Source organism: Euzebya sp., assembly GCF_964222135.1.
GTDB lineage: Bacteria > Actinomycetota > Nitriliruptoria > Euzebyales > Euzebyaceae > Euzebya.
This window is the reverse complement of the sequence record NZ_CAXQBR010000021.1, coordinates 60262-77147: the sequence shown is the minus strand read 5'-3', so window position 1 is coordinate 77147 and position 16886 is coordinate 60262. Positions and strand designations below refer to the sequence as shown.

Genomic DNA, 16886 nt, shown 5'->3' with positions numbered 1-16886 from the left:
GCCCTACGGTGCACCCATGCCCCTCCTCAGCGTCATCACCCCGACCCAGGCGCACAACGCCGACCACATCGGCGAGGTGTGGGCGGGGCTGGTCGACCAGCCGCTGCCGACGGGCTGGGAGGTCGAGTGGGTCGTGCAGGAGGACGGCGACCGCCCGGCGGTGGCCGACCGGCTCCCCGACGACCCCCGGATCCGCTACGACGCCCTCGGCGTGCAGATCGGGTCCCCTGCCACCCGGACCCACGCGCTCGCCCGGGCCCGCGGTGACGTGGTCGCGGGGATGGACCACGACGACCGGCACCTCGACGGGGGCGTCGCCGGCCTGATCCAGCCGTTGGTCGACCACCCCGACGTCGCCTGGTCCTGCGGACGGTGCCGCTGGGTGATGGCGGACGGCTCGACGTGGGTCAAGGACGACGTCCTCCCGGCCGGGCGCGTGCCCGCCCGGGCCGTGACCGACCACTTCCTCGCCACCGACGACTTCCCGTTCCCGGCGGCCGTCGCGGCGTACCGTCGCACCCACCTGGTCGCCCACGGCGGCTGGCCGGCGGTGGCCCGGTCGACCGACGCGGTCCTGCTGGCGGCGTTCAGCGACCGGTGGGACGGCTGGTGGGTCGACGTCGAGGTGGCGATCTACCGCCGTTGGCCGGCCCAGAAGACCGTGCAGCCCCAGGACTGGGCCATCCGCGACCTGCCGCACGTCCGGGGCGTCATCGCCCAGCAGCGGGCGGCCCGGGACGAGCTCTTCGGCGGGTGATCCTCAGCGCGCGGACAGGCGCTGGACTGCCGTGACCTCCTGGCCGCCGTCGGTGATCGCGCCGTCCTGGACGACCTCCACCAGGTCGCCGGGCTCGGCGTCGATCGTCGCGTGCACCCCCTCGGCCAGCCGGACCGGCCGTCCGGTGCCGACGGCGCCGGGGCTGGTCTCCACCAGCGCGGCACCTGGCGGGACGACCCCGGCGGCGGCGAGGGCCGCGGTCAGCCGGCTGATCCCCATCCCTCCCCCTCTGCGGTCCTAGTGCGGTCGCCCGCCCCCGCGATCGTCGTCGCCCGTCGCGACCGGCCGTGACGGATCGGTGATCCAGTGGCTCCACGACCCGACGTACAGGCGTGGCAGCCCGAGGCCGGCGTGCTCGATCGCGAGCAGGTCGTGACAGGCGGTCACCCCCGACCCGCAGTAGGCGATCGCGTCGGCGTCGACGCCCAGCGGCGCGTAGCGGTCGTGCAGCTTCGGGGGCGCCCGGAACAGCCCGTCGGGGTCGAGGTTGTCGACGAACGGTGCGTTCACCGCGCCCGGGATGTGCCCGGCGACGGGGTCGAGGGGCTCGGTCTCGCCGCGGTAGCGCTCGGCGGCCCGGGCGTCGAGGACCACCCCGCCCGCCGACAGGTGGGCCTGCACCTCCTCGGCCGAGACGAGCGCGGCCGGCCAGGCGCGGGGAGCGCGGTCGACGGGGTCCACGTCCGGTGGCGGACCGGTCGCGAGCGCCTCGGTCCAGCCCGCCAGCCCGCCGTCGAGCAGCGCGGCGTCCTGGCCGAGCACCCGCAGCAGGTACACCAGCCGTGCCGCGCTGGCCCCACCCTCACGGTCGTAGGCCAGCACCGGGTCGTCCCAGCCGATCCCGGCCGCGCCGAGGGCCGCCGCGAACGCCTCGGGGGAGGGGAGGGGGTGGCGTCCGTCCCCGGGTCGCCGCGCCGCTGACGTCACCGCGTCCCGTTCGACCAAGCGCGCCTCGGGGAGGTGGCCCGCGGCGAAGGTCTGGCGGGCCGCCTCGGGGTCACCGACCTCGACGTGGACGATCACGGCGTCGACGGGCAGCGCGGCGGCCGTGGCGGCGGTGACGATCGGGCCCATGGCCTCACCGTACCGCCGCGGGAAGCGTGCGGGCGCCGCTACGGTTCTCCCCGGTCGGGGTGCCCCTCCTGGCCCCTTCCGACGCTCCGACCGAACGGACCAGACGCATGACCCGCCACTTCGACCTCGCGATCCTCGGCACGGGATCGGGCAACTCCGTGCCGACCGAGGCGATGGCGGACTGGTCGATCGCCGTCGTGGAGCCAGGCGAGTTCGGCGGGACCTGCCTCAACCGCGGGTGCATCCCGTCGAAGATGTTCGTCCACGCCGCCGACGTCGCCCGGACGATCCGCACCGCTGGCACCTTCGGCGTGAGGGGCACGTTCGACGGGGCGGACTTCCCGGCGATCCGCGACCGCGTCTTCGGCCGGATCGACCCGATCGCCGCCGGCGGGAAGGCCTACCGGCGGTCCCAGCCGCACGTCACCGTCTTCGACCGCCCCGGTCGGTTCACCGGCCCGAAGCAGATCACCGTCGGCGACGACACCTTCACCGCCGACCGGATCGTCCTGGCCGTCGGGTCCCGTCCATCCATCCCACCGATCGAGGGGATCGAGGACGTCGGGTACCACACGTCCGACACGATCATGCGCCTCGACGACCTGCCCGGGCACCTCATCGTCGTCGGCGCCGGCGCGGTGGCCTGCGAGATGGCCCACGTCTTCGAGGCCCTCGGCAGCCGCGTGACGCTGGTCAACCGCAGCGAGCGGCTGCTCATGGGCGAGGAGCCCGAGATCGGGACCGCCCTCGGCCGGGCGTTCGCCGCCCGCGGAATCGATCTGCACCAGTCCGCGACGGTCCGCAGCGCCCGCCAGGGCGGTCGCGACATCACCGTCGAGCTGTCCGACGGGGCGACCGTGACGGGTGACACCCTGCTGATCGCCACCGGCCGGACGTCCAACGGAGACGCACTCGGCCTGGACGTCGCGGGCGTGGACGCCGACACCCAGCACCGCCCGACGGTCGACCGGTTCATGCGCACGTCGGCGCCGGACGTCTGGGCTCTGGGTGACCTGACCGGCCACCACCAGGACCTCAAGCACATCGCCAACGCGCACGCGAAGGCGATCCGCCACAACCTCGTTCACCCCGAGTCGCCGATCGCCCCGGTCGTCCCCAACCAGCCGCGCGCCACCTTCACCGATCCCGAGGTGGCGTCGGTCGGGCTCACCGAGGCCGAGGCCGTGGCCGACGGCCACAGCGTGTCGGTCGGCCGGCGCGAGTACGCCGCGACCGCCTACGGGTGGGCGCTCGAGGACACCACGTCCTTCGCGAAGGTCGTCGTCGACGCCGAGTCGCGGGCGATCCTCGGCGCGCACATCATCGGGCCGATGGCGTCGATCCTGATCCAGCCACTGGTGCAGGCCATGACGTTCGGCCAGACCGCCGACCAGGTCGCCACCGAGGTGGTCTGGCCCCACCCGGCGTTGACCGAGCTCATCGAGCAGGTCCTGTTGGAGGCCTGAGGCCGATGCGCCACCGCACCACCGCCGAGCTGCAGGCCGCGCTGCCGCACCTGACCGTCGCGCCCCCGGACGGCGGGACGGTCGAGTGGCTGGTCCGCCGACCCCAACCGGGGGAGCGGGAGGTGATCGACCGCGCCGGCGTGGACCTCGTCACCGGGTTGGAGGGGGACACCTGGTCGACCAAGCGGACCAGCAGCACCCCCGACGGCACCCCCAACCCCCTCCACCAGATCACCCTCATGAGCACACGCGTGATCGACCTGGTCGCGGGCGGCGACCGCGAGCGGTGGGCACTGGCAGGGGACCAGATCTACGTCGACATGGACCTCAGCCACCAGTCGCTGCCCTCGGGCGCACGGCTGGCCATCGGGTCGGTGGTCCTCGAGGTCACCGCATCACCGCACCGCGGCTGCGTCAAGTTCGCCGACCGCTTCGGCGTCGACGCGTTGCGGTTCGTCAACGTCGGGCTGGGGAGGGCGCACCGGCTGCGGGGCGTGAACACCCGCGTCGTCACGCCGGGCGAGGTGGCCGTCGGGGACGTGATCCGTCGGGTTGACGTCCGCTGACCGTCGGGGCCCTGCGACTCAGCTCTGAGCCGCGGGTGCACCGGCGGTGCGACGACGGCGTCCCCGGCCTCAGCTGAGGGGGCGGCGATGTGCAGTTGCGCCACGACGGCGGTCGACGTGCACATCCTGTCGGTCGCGCGCACGCACTCGCCGCCCAGGACGACGATCGCCCCGGCTCGTGAGCCGGGGCGATCTGGGAGTTTCCGCTGGTCAGCGGTCTGTGTCGGCGAGAGGACTTGAACCTCCACGAGCTGAGCTCATACGGCCCTCAACCGTACGCGTCTACCAATTCCGCCACGCCGACGGGAGCGGGGAGTGTAGCCGGTGTCCCCGAGCGTCTCCACCACCGGTGCTACCGGAAGAAGCCCTCCGGCACCGGGACGTCGATGACGGCGCCCAGCTCGAAGTGCATGCCGTCCGGCCGGTTCCACCGGCCGCCCCACACGAAGCCCCAGCGGTCGAAGATCTCGACGATCCTGGGGTCCATCGTCGGGCGGGCGCCCAGCTGGTTGGTCGACACGTTGAGGTCGACGGCCAGGCCCCAGCCGTGCATCGAGATCGGCTTGGTCGGGTTCCAGTCGATGTGCCGGGCCACCCAGCACCCGCCGTACTGGCTGGGGTCGATCAGGTCGCCCAGCCCGGCGGCCTGGACCTCGGACATCGCCGCGTAGAGCTGCTCGAGGAACTGGCGGTGGCACGTCACGGTCCCGTTCAGCAGCGGGATCATCGTCGTCGAGGCGATGTTGCGGTCCACCCACCCCTGGTCGATCGTGATCAGCCCGTCGCCGTGGTCGATGTAGTCGAACGGCTCGAAGAAGTTCCGGGCCTCCGCGCCGACCAGGAACGCCCCGAAGGTGGTGGTCTGGGTCTCCGGCGGAGCGATCTCCTCCACCTCGACCCCGGTCAACGCCGCGATCGCGTCCCTGACCGCCGCCTCGTCGACCCCCTCGCCGACGCCGACGTACACGTCCGCCGGGCCGGTCAGGCCCAGCTGCGCCCCGACCTCGGTCGACACCAGCGCGTCGGCCACCGGCGGGATGCCGTTCGAGGCCAGCGCCCCCAGCCGCAGGTCGGCCACGCCCGCCTCGTCGCTGGTGGGAGCGGTCGCCTGCGAGGTCGGCGGGACCACCTGCTCCGTCGCCGGGGGTGGGGTGACCGCGGGGACGTTGCCCTCGCCCGACGCACCCGCCGGCTCGTTCGTGCCCGGTGCCGACGCGGTGATCGTCGACCCGAGCGGCACAGTCAACCGGGTGCCCGCGTCGTGGGTGAAGGCGGCGTCGCCGGCGACGAGCCGCTCCCACACCGCCGGCTCGTTCGCGGTCATCTCCGGGGTCAGCGGCCGGAACGCGGTGGGCTCGACCGCCGCGACCGACACGGTGCGCGTCCCGCCGGGGACCGACACGGTGATCTCGCCGACCGTCGCGCCCGCGGCGGCGGTGACGCCCTCCACCTGGGCGATCTCGGCCGCCATGGCCGGATCGACTCCGCGGACGACCAGGGCCGGCCGGACCGCGGTGACGGTGTCGGGGAGGTCGACGGGTGCGGCGGCCGGCGCGGGCGCGGTCTGGCCGGGCACGGAGGGGATGTCCGGGGGACCGGCCGCGACGGCGACGGCCCCGTGCCCCTCGCCGTGACCCTCCGGCGAGCGCATCTGCTCGAACAGGTCCGCGAAGGTCTGGTCCTGGTCGCCGTTCGTGGTCGTGACCGCCGCCTCCTGGGCGTCGACGTCCTGCGGGGTCGGCGCGGTCCCGAGCGCGGCCAGGACGGCCAACGACAGGCAGGCGGCGGCCAGTGCCGGTCGGGCCGTTCGGCGGGGGCGGTCGGGCAGGCGGCTCAAGGGGGGTCCAGGAGAGGTGTTCGTCGCGTCGCGGATCGGCGGGAACAGCCCACGACTGTATCGCCGGCCAACCCGCGGTGGCTGCGGTTCGTCGCCCAGCGTTCCCCGGATGTCACCGTTCGAACGCGCCGATCACCCGACGGTCTGCCGCACCCGATCGAGGTCGTCGGCCAGGCGGGCCCCGTCGTGGATGACCCGTCCCTCCCCCGCCCAGGGTGCGTGGACGTCGATCCAGGACCGGCACCCGCCGTAGGCCTCGATCCGCGGCAGCGTGACGGGGTCGGGCAGCGCGACGGCCTGGACCACCAGGACCTGCAGCGCCTTCTTCGGGCGGAAGTCGACGCGGTCCGCCTGGATCGACGCGTCGGTCCAGATGTGCAGGTCGGCGATCTCCGGGAGCCGGTCGGGCCGGGCCACGTCGACCGCACCGACCAGCCGCATCGCCGCACGGATCGTCACGGCATCCTCCGCCACGTCGGCGTCACCGCGCGCCAGCAGGTCGTGGTGCTCGGGACGGGTCCGCTCGGCGTGGGTGTGCGCGACGGTCGGGAACAGCAGGAACCCGCCGCCGGCCTCCGGCGTCACGAACGCCTTCTCGTGGATCCCGCCCTTGCGCAGCAGGATCGTCTGGCGGCCGTCGAGCAGCGCGTGGATCGCCGCGCCCCACTCCTTCAGGGCCAGCGCGGTCGCGGTCGGGCTGTCGGTGGTCGTCATGCCGGCTCTACGGTACGTCCCATGAGAGCCGTCGCAGTCCTCGTCGTCCTCGCCGTGCTGGTCCTCCCGGGCCCCGCCGGCGCCCAGCTGCCCACCCCGGGGGAGGGGGAGGGAGGGGAGGTCCGCGACGCCGTCGTCACCGGCGTGGAGGACACCCCGATCGTCACAGACCTGCACCTGCCGGCGGGCGCCTCCGCGGACGCGCCGGTGCCGGTGGTCCTCTCCGGTCACGGGTGGGGGGCGACGCGGGACACCGCGCTCGGCTCGACGACCGATCTGCTGCTCGCCCAGGGCTACGCGGTCGTCGTGTGGGACGCCCGCGGGTTCGGCCAGTCCGGCGGCACCGTCCAGGTCGACGCGCCCGAGTTCGAGGGGCAGGACGTCTCGGCGATCCTCGACTGGCTGGCGACCCAGCCCGAGATCGCCCTCGACGGGCCGGGTGACCCGGTCGTCGGCATGGTGGGCAACTCCTACGGCGGGGGGATCCAGCTGGCCACGGCGACGTTCGACGCACGCGTGGACGCGCTCGCCCCGCAGATCACCTGGCACGACCTCAACCGCGCCCTCCAGCCGCAGGGCGTCCTCAAGCTGGTCTGGCAGCTGCTCCTGTTCGGCCTCGGCGGTGCGACCGGCACGATCGTCGGGCTGGACCCCTCCGGACCGGCGTTCCCCCAGACGGGCACGGTCCCGCCCGAGCTCGCCGACGCGCTCACCCAGGCGCTGACCGCGAACGCCTTCGACGAGGAGCTGACGCAGTTCTTCGCCGCCCGGTCGTTCAGCGACTACGGCCCGTCGGGCCAGCTGGACGTCCCGACGCTGCTGTTCCAGGGCTCCGTCGACACCCTCTTCACGATCGACGAGGCCGTCGACACCTTCACCCACCTCCGCGACACCGGCGTGCCCACCAAGCTCGTCGTCTTCTGCGGCAGCCTGACCGACGCCGCGACCGGTGGCGCGATCACGCACGGCCAGTGCCCCTCGTTCTACGCCGACGCGGGCGACCAGCCGCGCATCGACGACATGGTGCTCCGCTGGTTCGACCGGCACCTGCGCGACCTCCCCGTCGACACCGGCCCCCCGGTCGAGTACCGCACCAACACCGGCGACTGGCACCGCGCGGACACCTGGCCGCCGCCGGGCACGGACACCCTGACCGTGCCGGTCGAGGGGACCGCGCTGACGACGAACACGCCCGGCAGCGGCCTCGGGATCCTCGCCCTCCCGGCGGTCCCGGGCAGCCCCACCGCCGTCACCGTCGAGGCCGATGCGCCCGAGCTCGCCGGCCGCCAGGTCGAGGTGGTGGGCCAACCCGTCGCCCGGCTGTCGGCGACCGGCACGGGTCTCGGCGCACACCTCTACGCGAAGCTGATCGACTCCACCCAGGGGGAGCTCCCGGCCGGCGGCAGCGCCGTCAACAACCAGGAGACGCCGATGCGCCTCGACGCGCTGTCGGCCGACCCGCAGGTGCTCGACCAGCCCATGGTCGGCGCGGCGTACACCTACGCCCCTGATGCGCCCGTGACCGTCCAGGTCGACACCCAGTCGCTCATGTACACCTTCCCGCGGACCGGGCCGGCGCAGATCGACCTGACCGGCGAGATGACGATCCCGTACCGGACCCTCGTGACCGATCGGATCGGCGGTCCGGACCGGATCGGCACCGCCGCGGAGCTCAGCCGCGACAGCGTCCTGGCCGCCGACACCGTCGTGATCGCGACGTCCACGGACTACCCCGACGCCCTAGCGGGCGCCCCGCTGGCGACCTCCCTCGGCGCCCCGCTGCTGCTCACCGGCCCCGACGCCCTGGCCGACCAGGCGCGGCGTGAGATCCTGCGGACCGGTGCGACCACGGCGGTGCTGCTCGGCGGCGAGGCCGTGATCGGCGCCGGTGTCGAGGAGGACCTGGGCGCGCTGGGCCTGACGGTCGAGCGCGTCGCCGGGCCCGACCGCTTCGCCACGGCCGCGGCCATCGCCGGGCGGCTCGACTCCACCACCGCGTACCTGGTCGAGGGCATCGACGCCGACCCCGCCCGCGGCTGGCCCGACGCGGTCTCCGCCGCCGCGCCCGCCGCCGAGGGCGGCGCGCCGGTGCTGCTGACCGACACCGACGTCCTCCCCGAGGCGACCCTCGACGCGCTCGCGGCCGGTGGCGTCACCGACGTGGTCATCGTCGGCGGCCCCGCGGCGGTGTCGAGCGCCGTCGAGGCGCACGTCGTCGACGCCGGCTACGCGGTCACGCGGCTCGGCGGCGCAGACCGGTTCGCGACCAGCGCCGCGGTCGCGGGCCTGACCCCGGGCGCGAGGACGGTGGTCGCCGCGACCGGAGGCGACTGGCCCGACGCCCTCGCCGCCGCCAGCGCCGCTGCGGCCTGGGACGCCGCGCTGGTGCTGGTCGACGGGGTGGACGCAACCCGCTCGGCGGCCACGCACGAGTTCGTCCAGACCACCGCGTTCGACCGGCTCGTCCTCGCGGGCCTGACCGCCGCGGTCGGCGAAGGGGCCGCGGCGCAGCTCACCGAGGCGGCGGACGCCGGGACCCCTCCCGCCGCGGCCGCTGTGGACCCCCCGCCCGAGCTCTAGCATCCTCACGACCATGCAGGTCAGACTCCGCAACCCCGATCGCACCGTCGAGGTGGCCGGCCCGCGCCGCGTGACCGAGGTCCTGGCCGAGCTCGACATCAACCCCGAGACCGTCCTGGTCATCGTCGGCGACGAGCTCGTGACCAGCCGGGAGACCATCGACGACGACGCCGTCGTCGAGATCCGGCCGGTGATCTCCGGCGGCGCCGGCGGAGGGGGCCGCTGCCGTCAGTGCGGTGAGCGCCCGGCGGTCATCGACATCGCCCGCCACCGGACGCGGTACTGCGGCCCGTGCTTCGTCGACCACGTCCGCACCCAGGTGCGCCACGCGATCGACGAGTACGGCATGTTCGGCTACGACGACGACATCCTCGTCGCCGTCAGCGGCGGGAAGGACTCGCTCGCGCTGTGGGACGTGCTGCTCGACATGGGGTACCGGGTGTCGGGGCTGTACCTGGGCCTCGGCATCGGCGGCTACTCGAACCGGTCCGAGCAGCTGGTGCGCGACTTCGCCGCCGCCCGCGGCGCCCGCCTGCACGTCGAGGACCTCGCCGACACCTACGGGTTCGACATCGGTGACTCCGTCGCCAACCCGCGACCGGGTGACCGGAAGCGCGGCAGGGTCGGCCGGGCCGCGTGCGGCACCTGCGGGCTGTCCAAGCGCTACGTCTTCAACAAGGTCGCGATCGAGCACGGCTACGACGTCATGGCCACCGGGCACAACCTGGACGACGAGGCCAGCCAGCTCCTCGGCAACGTCCTGCGCTGGGACACCGGGTTCATGGCCCGGCAGTCACCGTTACTGCCCGCGCGCGACGAGATGGCCCGCAAGGTCAAGCCGCTGTACCGGCTGACCGAGCGCGAGACCGCCGCGTACTGCGTCATCAAGGGCCTCGACTACGTGGTGGAGGAGTGCCCTCTCGTCGAGGGCAACACGGTCATGCGCTACAAGGACGTGCTGAACACCCTCGAGCAGGCCGCGCCGGGCACGAAGGCCCACTTCCTGTTCGGGTTCCTCGACCGCGTCCGCGACCAGCACTTCGCCGGCGCTGACGCCGCCGGCGGGACGCTCGTGCCCTGCGACGCCTGCGGGCTGCCGACCACCGCCCACGCGGAGGGTGAGACGCCCGTCTGCGCGTTCTGCCGCACCCGTGGGCGGCTGCTGGCGGTTCTCGGCGGTCCCGATCGGGATGCGCACGCAGAGGCCTCGGCATGACCCGCCACGCCGGGCACCCCGATCCGCTCAGCGTCGGGGACACCGTCATCCTCATGGACCGCAAGGGCCGCCGGTTCATGTTCGAGCTGGAGGCCGGAGGCGACTACCACTTCCACCGCGGGATCGTCCGTCACGACGACCTGATCGGCCAGCCGGAGGGGTGCACGGTCACCTCGACCATGTCGGCCGCCCTGACGGCCGTGCGGCCCACCACGACGGACTGGACCCTGAAGGCCCCCCGAGGCGCGCAGGTCGTGTACCCGAAGGACCAGGCGATGGTCGTCACCCTCGGCGACGTGGTGCCGGGTGCCGTCGTGGTCGAGGCGGGCGCCGGCTCCGGGGCGCTCACCTGCGCGCTGCTGCGGGCCGTCGGGTCCGAGGGCCGGGTGATCTCATTCGAGCGCCGCGAGGAGCACGCCGACGTCGCCCGCGCCAACGTGACCCGTCGGATGGGGGGCCAACCGGGCAACTGGGAGCTGCGCGTCGGCGACCTGGCCGACGGCCTCGCCGACCTGCGCTGCGACCGGCTGGTGCTCGACATGCTCGAGCCGTGGGCGCACCTCGACGCCGCGGCGTCGGCCGTGCACCCCGGCGGGCTGCTCATCGCCTACACGCCGACGATCACCCAGGTGATGCGCTTGCGCGAGGCCATGGACGCCGACCCCCGGTGGGGCCTGACGCAGACCAGCGAGACGCTGCTGCGCACCTGGCACGTCGACGGCCTCGCCGTCCGCCCCGACCACCGCATGGTGGCGCACACCGCGTTCCTCACCACCGCCCGCCGCATGGTGCCCCCGCCGCCGCCGGAGCCGGTCGACGCCGACGCGGTCGTCGCCGACCCCGGGCCGCGCCGACTCCCCTGACGCGGTCGGGCCGACGCCGCTCCTCAGGTTGCCGTCGTCGCGGGGGAGGTCGTCGCCCACGCAGCGTGACGCACGTACCGTGGCCGGAGGCCTTGACCCCGCCACCCCACCCTTCCCCGCACAGGGAGCCAGAGTCGTGTCACGTCCACCTGCGGCCGCAACCCGCACCCCGCGCCCGTGGGCGCACCGGAACCGGGTCGTCGGGGTCCTCGTCGTCGCGGTGCTCGTCGCCGCCGGCATGCCGGCCGCGGCCGCACCGGCCGGTGAGGTCGGGCCGCGAGACGTCCCCCGGCCGGCGGTGGACCGCGCCGCCGCGGCCGTGACCGGCGGCTACGAGCGGCTGCGCGACACGCCCGGCGCCATCCCCGGGGAGGTCCTCGTCACCTACGCCGACGACGTGGCGCAGCAGGTCGGGACCAGCGCGTCGTGGCAGTCCGTCGCCGCGGCGGGTGCCGACGACCTCCGGCCGCTCGCCGACCGGGTCGCGCTGGTCACCGCGGACGAGGCCGCCGTCGACGGGGTCGTCGCGGCGCTCGCCGACGACCCGGACGTCGTCGCGGTCGAGCCCAACATCCGGCGGGAGTTCCTCGCGGCCCCCGACGACACCAGCTACGACCTGCAGTGGGCGCACGCCCAGACCCGCGCGGAGGGGGCGTGGGACGTCGCCACCGGCCGGGGGGCCACCGCGCCGCTGATCGCGATCCTCGACTCCGGTGTCGACGCCACCCACCCCGACCTCGACGGGGTCGTGGTGTCCTCCCTCCGCTCCGTCGACGGCCGGGTCATCCCGGGCGCCCCGTCGAACGACCCGTGCGGCATCGGCCACGGGACCGCGGTCGCGGGGTCCGCGGCCGCCCGCGGCGACAACGACTTCGGGGTCGCCGGGGTGCTGTGGGAGGCGCGGGTGATCGACATCGCCCTGACCTCCCCGGAGAACGGCTGCCCGGGCGGTCCGTCCGACGACGACACGATCACCGCCATGGCTCACGTCACCCGGTTGGCGGAGCCGCCGCTCGCGATGAACCTGTCGCTCGGCGCCAGCCTCACGGCGTGCTCGCAGGCCTACCAGGCAGCGGCGGACCAGGCGCGGGCCGCGGGCATCGCCGTGGTCGCCGCTGCGGGCAACGACGGCACCTCGCGCACGTCGGTGCCCGCGTCCTGTGACGGGGTCATCTCCGTCGCCGCCACGACCGCGGACGGCACCCGCGCCAGCTACTCCCAGACCAACCCGCAGGTGGACTTGGCCGCCCCCGGTGGCGATCTGCGGGGACCGATCACGAGCTGCCCGACCTTCGAGCAGCTCGTCGCCCAGATGGTCGTCACCACGAGCGACCGGGACGCCGTCAGCGTCATCGGCGGCTGCCCTGACTACGTCGATCCGAGCGGCCACCGGCTGCGGGGCATCAGCGGCACGTCGTTCGCGTCCCCGTACGTGGCCGCCGCGATCGCGCTGATCCGCCAGGTCGCGGCGGACCGCGGGCAACCCCTCAGCCCCGACCAGGCCGAGGCGATCATCGAGGCGACTGCCCAGGACGTCGGCGCGCCCGGGCGGGACTGCGACCTCGGGTGGGGGATCCTCGACCTCGACGCCGCCGTCGACGCGACCGTCGCGGGTGAGCGCCCACCGCTCCAGCCGGACGCGCCGATCGGGACCGGTGGCTGCGGCCAGCCCGCCGCGTCCTGCAGCGGCGCCCTCGCGGCCGACGGCGGGCCGATCCGGCGCGTGGCGGACACCGGCAGCGCCACCACCCCCGTGTGCCAGGCGGTGGCCATGTCACAGGTCGTCCTGGCCGACGGGCAGTCCCCCTTCGCCGTCATCGCACGCAGCGACGACTTCGCCGACGCGCTGGCCGGCTCCGCGCTGGGGCTCGGCATCGGCCCGCTGCTGTTCACCTCGAGCACCGGCGAGCTCGACCCCCGGACCGAGGCAGAGCTCCGGCGGGTGCTCGACTTCGACGACGGCCGTCCCAGCGCGTTCATCATGGGCGGGACCGCTGCGATCCCCGCAGCGGTCGACAGCCGTCTCGAGTCCCTCGGCATCAACCCGGTCCGCATCGCCGGGGACGGACGTGAGGCCACGGCGGCCGCCGCCGCCCGAGCGGTGCGCCAGCTGGTCGCCGATGCGCCGTTCGAGACCCGCGACCACGCCTTCGTCGCCTACGGGCGCGACTTCGCCGACGCGGTGGCGGCCGGCCAGATGGCGGCCTACTACGGCATCCCGGTCCTGTTGACGAACCGCGACGGCCTGCACCCGGTCACGGCCGAGGAGCTCGCGCGGCTCGCGCCGGAGCGGGTGTGGGCCCTGGGCGGCGACGCGGTCATCGCCGACCAGGTCATCGACGACATCGACGACCTCGGGTTCAGCGTGGAGCGCCTGGCGGGCGACACCCGCATCGGGACGGCGATGGCGATCCGCGACGCCTACCTCGACGAGATGGCGGTCGACGGCGTGGACTCCGGTGGGGTCGTCAACGTCGCCGTGAACGTCCGCCACAACTTCAACGACGTCCTGTCCGCCTCGTTGCTCGGCGGGCACGGCGCGGTGTTCGTGCCGCTCGAGGACCCGGGCCCCACCTCACCGGTCCGCGATGAGGTGCGCGAGGGTGTCTGCGGGGCCGGTGGCAACCTGTTCGTCGTCGGCGGCCGCGACCGCATCAGCGACGCCACCGCCGACGAGGTGTACGCGATCACCCAGGGTCAGCGCTGCTGACGACGGCTGTCATACTGTCGGGCCAGGCCAGCTCGTGGGACCCAGCCCGTGAGGAGCCAGCCGGTGACGAAGAGGAGGCGTGAGATGTCCGCAAGTCCCTCTGACCACGACGCCGACGCACGCGACCAGGTGCGCGCGCTCCGCGAGCGCATCGCCCTGCTCGAGGAGGAGGCCGCGACGCTCCGCCGCCGGCTCGAGGACTCGCCGAGCCGCGTGCGCGCGCTCGAGGAGCGGCTCATGGACGCGAAGTCCCAGCTCAACGGCGCGATGGCCCAGAACGGCAAGCTGGCTGACACCCTGCGGGACGCGCGCGAGCAGATCGTCGGGTTGAAGGAGCAGGTCGAGAAGCTCGCCTCCCCGCCCAGCGGCTACGGCGTCTACCTGGGGCCGGGCCCCACCGACGAGACCGTCGAGATCTTCACCCAGGGCCGCAAGCTGCGCGTCAACGTCAGCCCCGACATCGAGGTGGCCGATCTGCGCCAGGGCCAGGAGCTCGTGCTCAACGAGGCCCTCAACGTGGTCGAGGCGGCCACCTTCGAGATCGTCGGCGAGGTCATGGCCCTGAAGGACGTCATGGGCGACGGCCGGCTGCTCGTCATCGGCCACACCGACGACGAGCAGGTCGTGCGGATGGCCGACCAGCTCGACGGGGTCCCCCTCCGGGCCGGCGACCACGTCCTGGTCGAGACCCGCTCGGGGTACGCCCTCGAGAAGCTCGAGCGGCCCGAGGTCGAGGAGCTCGTCCTCGAGGAGGTCCCCGACATCGCCTACACCGACATCGGCGGCCTCGGTCCGCAGATCGAGGCGATCCAGGACGCCGTCGAGCTGCCGTTCCTCCACGCCGACCTGTTCGTCGAGCACGAGCTCAAGCCCCCGAAGGGCATCCTGCTGTACGGCCCGCCCGGCTGCGGCAAGACGATGATCGCGAAGGCGGTGGCCAACTCCCTCGCCAAGCGGGTGGCGGAGAAGGAGGGCCGCGCAGACGCGAAGAGCTACTTCCTCAACATCAAGGGCCCCGAGCTGCTCAACAAGTACGTCGGCGAGACCGAGCGTCACATCCGGCTGGTCTTCCAGCGCGCCCGCGAGAAGGCGTCGTACGGCACGCCGGTGATCGTGTTCTTCGACGAGATGGACTCGATCTTCCGCACCCGCGGATCGGGGGTGTCCTCGGACGTCGAGACGACGATCGTCCCGCAGCTGCTGAGCGAGATCGACGGGGTCGAGACGCTGAAGGACGTCATCGTCATCGGCGCGTCCAACCGCGAGGACATGATCGACCCGGCGATCCTGCGGCCCGGCCGGCTGGACGTGAAGATCAAGATCGAGCGGCCCGACTCCGACGCCGCGCGCGAGATCTTCCGGATCTACCTGCACGGCGGCCTGCCGCTCCACCCCGACCTCGTCAAGGAGCACGGCTCCGAGGACGCCGCGTGCGATGCGCTGGTCGCCCAGACCGTCTACCGGATGTACGCCGAGGACGAGGCCAACCGGTTCCTCGAGGTGACCTACGCCAACGGGGACAAGGAGATCCTGTACTTCAAGGACTTCAACTCCGGCGCCATGATCGAGAACGTCGTCGCGCGGGCGAAGAAGCTCGCGATCAAGCGGTACCTCGACGAGGGGCAGAAGGGGATCAAGGCCGAGGACCTCCAGGTCGCGATCCGCGACGAGTTCAAGGAGAACGAGGACCTCCCCAACACCACGAACCCCGACGACTGGGCGCGCATCAGCGGCAAGAAGGGCGAGCGCATCGTCTACGTCCGCACGCTCATCGGCGACGGCACCGAGCCGGGCAAGTCGATCGAGAACGTCCAGACCGGCCAGTACCTGTAGGACCGCGCCGTGGCGCGCGGCCCGGATGACTCACGAGGGAGGGCGTGAGCCGGTGCACACCTCAGCTCCGGGCGACCACGAGGCCGCGGTCGACCACATGCTCGAGATCATCCGCTGCCACCTGGGCATGGACATCGCGTTCGTGTCGAGCGTCGGCCGGGGTCGCCGGGTGTTCCGCCACGTCGCCCCGGCCGAGGCGCACCCGGAGGTCAAGGTCGGTGCGAGCCACGCGCTCCAGGCGACCTACTGCACCCTGGTGATCGAGGGGGCGCTGCAGCCCCTGACCCCCGACACCGGTGCGGTCCCCGCCCTGGCCGAGATGCCCGTCACCGACGAGCTCGGGATCGGCGCCTACGCCGGCGCGCCGATCCGGCTCACCGACGGGCGGGTCTACGGCACCCTCTGCGCCTTCAGCCACGACCGCCACGACTTCGACGCCGAGGACGTCCACGCCCTCGAGCTGGCGGCCGCCCTCATCGCCCAGCGGCTGAGCGGCTTCGCGCCCCGCCGCGAGGACGTGGCGCCGCTGGACGGCCCCCCTCCCCGGCCGGCGTTCGAGGACCCGCTCCGGATGCTGTTCCAGCCCGTCGTGGATCTGCGGACCGGCGTCGAGGTGGGCTACGAGGCGCTGGCGCGGTTCCCCCGGGAGGCCGTCAACGACCCCTCGTCCTGGTTCGCCCTGGCCGAGCGGCTCGAGGTCGACGCCGTCTTGCAGGGGCATGCCGCCACCTCGGCGCTGGCCCAGCTCGGCTCGGTCCCCGAGGGGAGGTGGATGGCGGTCAACGTCAGCGAGCGTGCGCTGGTCGACCCCGCGGTGCGGGCGATCCTGGGGGATCACCCCGGCCAGCGGATCCTCCTCGAGCTCACCGAGCACGCCTCCACCCGTGACCAGCGCGAGGTCGAGGGGATCCTGGCCGGGTTGCGCTGCGCCGGCGTCCGGCTGGCCCTCGACGACGTGGGCGCCGGGTACTCCGGTCTCGACCGGGTGCTCCGGCTGCAACCCGACGTCATCAAGCTGGACCGCAGCCTGGTGACCGGCGTGTGGGAGGACGTACGCCGCCAGGCGATGGTGCAGGCCTTCACCACCTTCGCCCGCTCGACCGGGGTCGAGGTGATCGCCGAGGGCATCGAGACCCAGGAGGACGCGGACGCCCTGCGCGTTCTCGGGGTGCACATGGGGCAGGGCTTCTTCCTCGGCCGCCCGAGCGAGGCGCCCTGGGTCGACGTGATCTGACGGCCGAGGTTCGCC

At 73.7% G+C, this 16886-nt stretch carries 13 protein-coding genes and 1 tRNA gene; 9 read left to right on the top strand and 5 right to left on the bottom strand.

The annotated features are described in order from the left end of the window. Window positions 1-16: 16 nt before the first annotated feature. Entirely contained in the window at window positions 17-757 is a 741-nt protein-coding gene (locus ACEQ2X_RS05585; protein WP_370324798.1) for a glycosyltransferase family 2 protein, read from the top strand. A gap of 3 nt (window positions 758-760) precedes the next feature. Here the strand turns inward: ACEQ2X_RS05585 and ACEQ2X_RS05580 are convergent, their stop codons facing one another. Next, window positions 761-997, bottom strand: coding sequence for a hypothetical protein (locus ACEQ2X_RS05580; RefSeq protein ID WP_370324797.1), 237 nt, complete (start codon window positions 995-997; stop codon window positions 761-763). An 18-nt stretch (window positions 998-1015) separates the two neighbouring features. Next, window positions 1016-1852 (bottom strand): sulfurtransferase, encoded by an 837-nt coding sequence (locus tag ACEQ2X_RS05575; protein ID WP_370324796.1) that lies wholly within the window; start codon window positions 1850-1852, stop codon window positions 1016-1018. A 107-nt stretch (window positions 1853-1959) separates the two neighbouring features. On the opposite strand from ACEQ2X_RS05575, the gene ACEQ2X_RS05570 reads away from it, so the two are divergent. Next, window positions 1960-3318, top strand: coding sequence for a mycothione reductase (locus ACEQ2X_RS05570; protein WP_370324795.1), 1359 nt, complete (start codon window positions 1960-1962; stop codon window positions 3316-3318). 5 nt (window positions 3319-3323) lie between these two features. Then, window positions 3324-3884 (top strand): MOSC domain-containing protein, encoded by a 561-nt coding sequence (locus ACEQ2X_RS05565; protein WP_370324794.1) that lies wholly within the window; start codon window positions 3324-3326, stop codon window positions 3882-3884. A 221-nt stretch (window positions 3885-4105) separates the two neighbouring features. On the opposite strand, the gene ACEQ2X_RS05560 is transcribed toward ACEQ2X_RS05565, so the two are convergent. From ACEQ2X_RS05560 to ACEQ2X_RS05550, 3 genes are all read right to left on the bottom strand, one after another. Further along, window positions 4106-4188 (bottom strand) — tRNA-Leu (locus ACEQ2X_RS05560). A 48-nt stretch (window positions 4189-4236) separates the two neighbouring features. Beyond that, window positions 4237-5721, bottom strand: a complete 1485-nt coding sequence (locus ACEQ2X_RS05555) for a M15 family metallopeptidase (RefSeq protein WP_370324793.1) — start codon at window positions 5719-5721, stop codon at window positions 4237-4239. Window positions 5722-5853: 132 nt separating this feature from the next. Then, window positions 5854-6435 (bottom strand): DUF1802 family protein, encoded by a 582-nt coding sequence (locus ACEQ2X_RS05550; RefSeq protein ID WP_370324792.1) that lies wholly within the window; start codon window positions 6433-6435, stop codon window positions 5854-5856. A 21-nt stretch (window positions 6436-6456) separates the two neighbouring features. On the opposite strand from ACEQ2X_RS05550, the gene ACEQ2X_RS05545 reads away from it, so the two are divergent. From ACEQ2X_RS05545 to ACEQ2X_RS05520, 6 genes are all read left to right on the top strand, one after another. After that, window positions 6457-9015 (top strand): CocE/NonD family hydrolase, encoded by a 2559-nt coding sequence (locus ACEQ2X_RS05545; RefSeq protein ID WP_370324791.1) that lies wholly within the window; start codon window positions 6457-6459, stop codon window positions 9013-9015. A gap of 13 nt (window positions 9016-9028) precedes the next feature. Further along, window positions 9029-10231 carry an ATP-binding protein gene (locus ACEQ2X_RS05540; protein ID WP_370324790.1) on the top strand — a complete coding sequence of 401 codons (1203 nt, stop codon included), beginning with the start codon at window positions 9029-9031 and terminating at the stop codon, window positions 10229-10231. Beyond that, entirely contained in the window at window positions 10228-11094 is an 867-nt protein-coding gene (locus ACEQ2X_RS05535) for a tRNA (adenine-N1)-methyltransferase (RefSeq protein ID WP_370324789.1), read from the top strand. Before ACEQ2X_RS05540 ends, ACEQ2X_RS05535 begins: the two co-directional genes overlap by 4 nt. A gap of 136 nt (window positions 11095-11230) precedes the next feature. Next, window positions 11231-13804 carry a S8 family serine peptidase gene (locus ACEQ2X_RS05530; RefSeq protein WP_370324788.1) on the top strand — a complete coding sequence of 858 codons (2574 nt, stop codon included), beginning with the start codon at window positions 11231-11233 and terminating at the stop codon, window positions 13802-13804. 84 nt (window positions 13805-13888) lie between these two features. After that, window positions 13889-15637, top strand: a complete 1749-nt coding sequence (arc, locus tag ACEQ2X_RS05525) for a proteasome ATPase (RefSeq protein ID WP_370324787.1) — start codon at window positions 13889-13891, stop codon at window positions 15635-15637. Window positions 15638-15689: 52 nt separating this feature from the next. Next, on the top strand, window positions 15690-16871 hold the full coding sequence (locus ACEQ2X_RS05520) for an EAL domain-containing protein (RefSeq protein WP_370324786.1): 1182 nt from the start codon (window positions 15690-15692) through the stop codon (window positions 16869-16871). Window positions 16872-16886 lie beyond the last annotated feature (15 nt).

What these genes read in the sequence shown, in the direction of transcription:
- ACEQ2X_RS05580 (WP_370324797.1), bottom strand. Translation starts at nt 997, where the DNA reads ATGGGGATCAGCCGGCTGACCGCGGCCCTCGCCGCCGCCGGGGTCGTC.
- ACEQ2X_RS05535 (WP_370324789.1), top strand. Translation starts at nt 10,228, where the DNA reads ATGACCCGCCACGCCGGGCACCCCGATCCGCTCAGCGTCGGGGACACC.
- ACEQ2X_RS05540 (WP_370324790.1), top strand. Translation starts at nt 9,029, where the DNA reads ATGCAGGTCAGACTCCGCAACCCCGATCGCACCGTCGAGGTGGCCGGC.
- ACEQ2X_RS05570 (WP_370324795.1), top strand. Translation starts at nt 1,960, where the DNA reads ATGACCCGCCACTTCGACCTCGCGATCCTCGGCACGGGATCGGGCAAC.
- ACEQ2X_RS05585 (WP_370324798.1), top strand. Translation starts at nt 17, where the DNA reads ATGCCCCTCCTCAGCGTCATCACCCCGACCCAGGCGCACAACGCCGAC.
- ACEQ2X_RS05575 (WP_370324796.1), bottom strand. Translation starts at nt 1,852, where the DNA reads ATGGGCCCGATCGTCACCGCCGCCACGGCCGCCGCGCTGCCCGTCGAC.
- ACEQ2X_RS05545 (WP_370324791.1), top strand. Translation starts at nt 6,457, where the DNA reads ATGAGAGCCGTCGCAGTCCTCGTCGTCCTCGCCGTGCTGGTCCTCCCG.
- ACEQ2X_RS05565 (WP_370324794.1), top strand. Translation starts at nt 3,324, where the DNA reads ATGCGCCACCGCACCACCGCCGAGCTGCAGGCCGCGCTGCCGCACCTG.
- ACEQ2X_RS05550 (WP_370324792.1), bottom strand. Translation starts at nt 6,435, where the DNA reads ATGACGACCACCGACAGCCCGACCGCGACCGCGCTGGCCCTGAAGGAG.
- arc (WP_370324787.1), top strand. Translation starts at nt 13,889, where the DNA reads ATGTCCGCAAGTCCCTCTGACCACGACGCCGACGCACGCGACCAGGTG.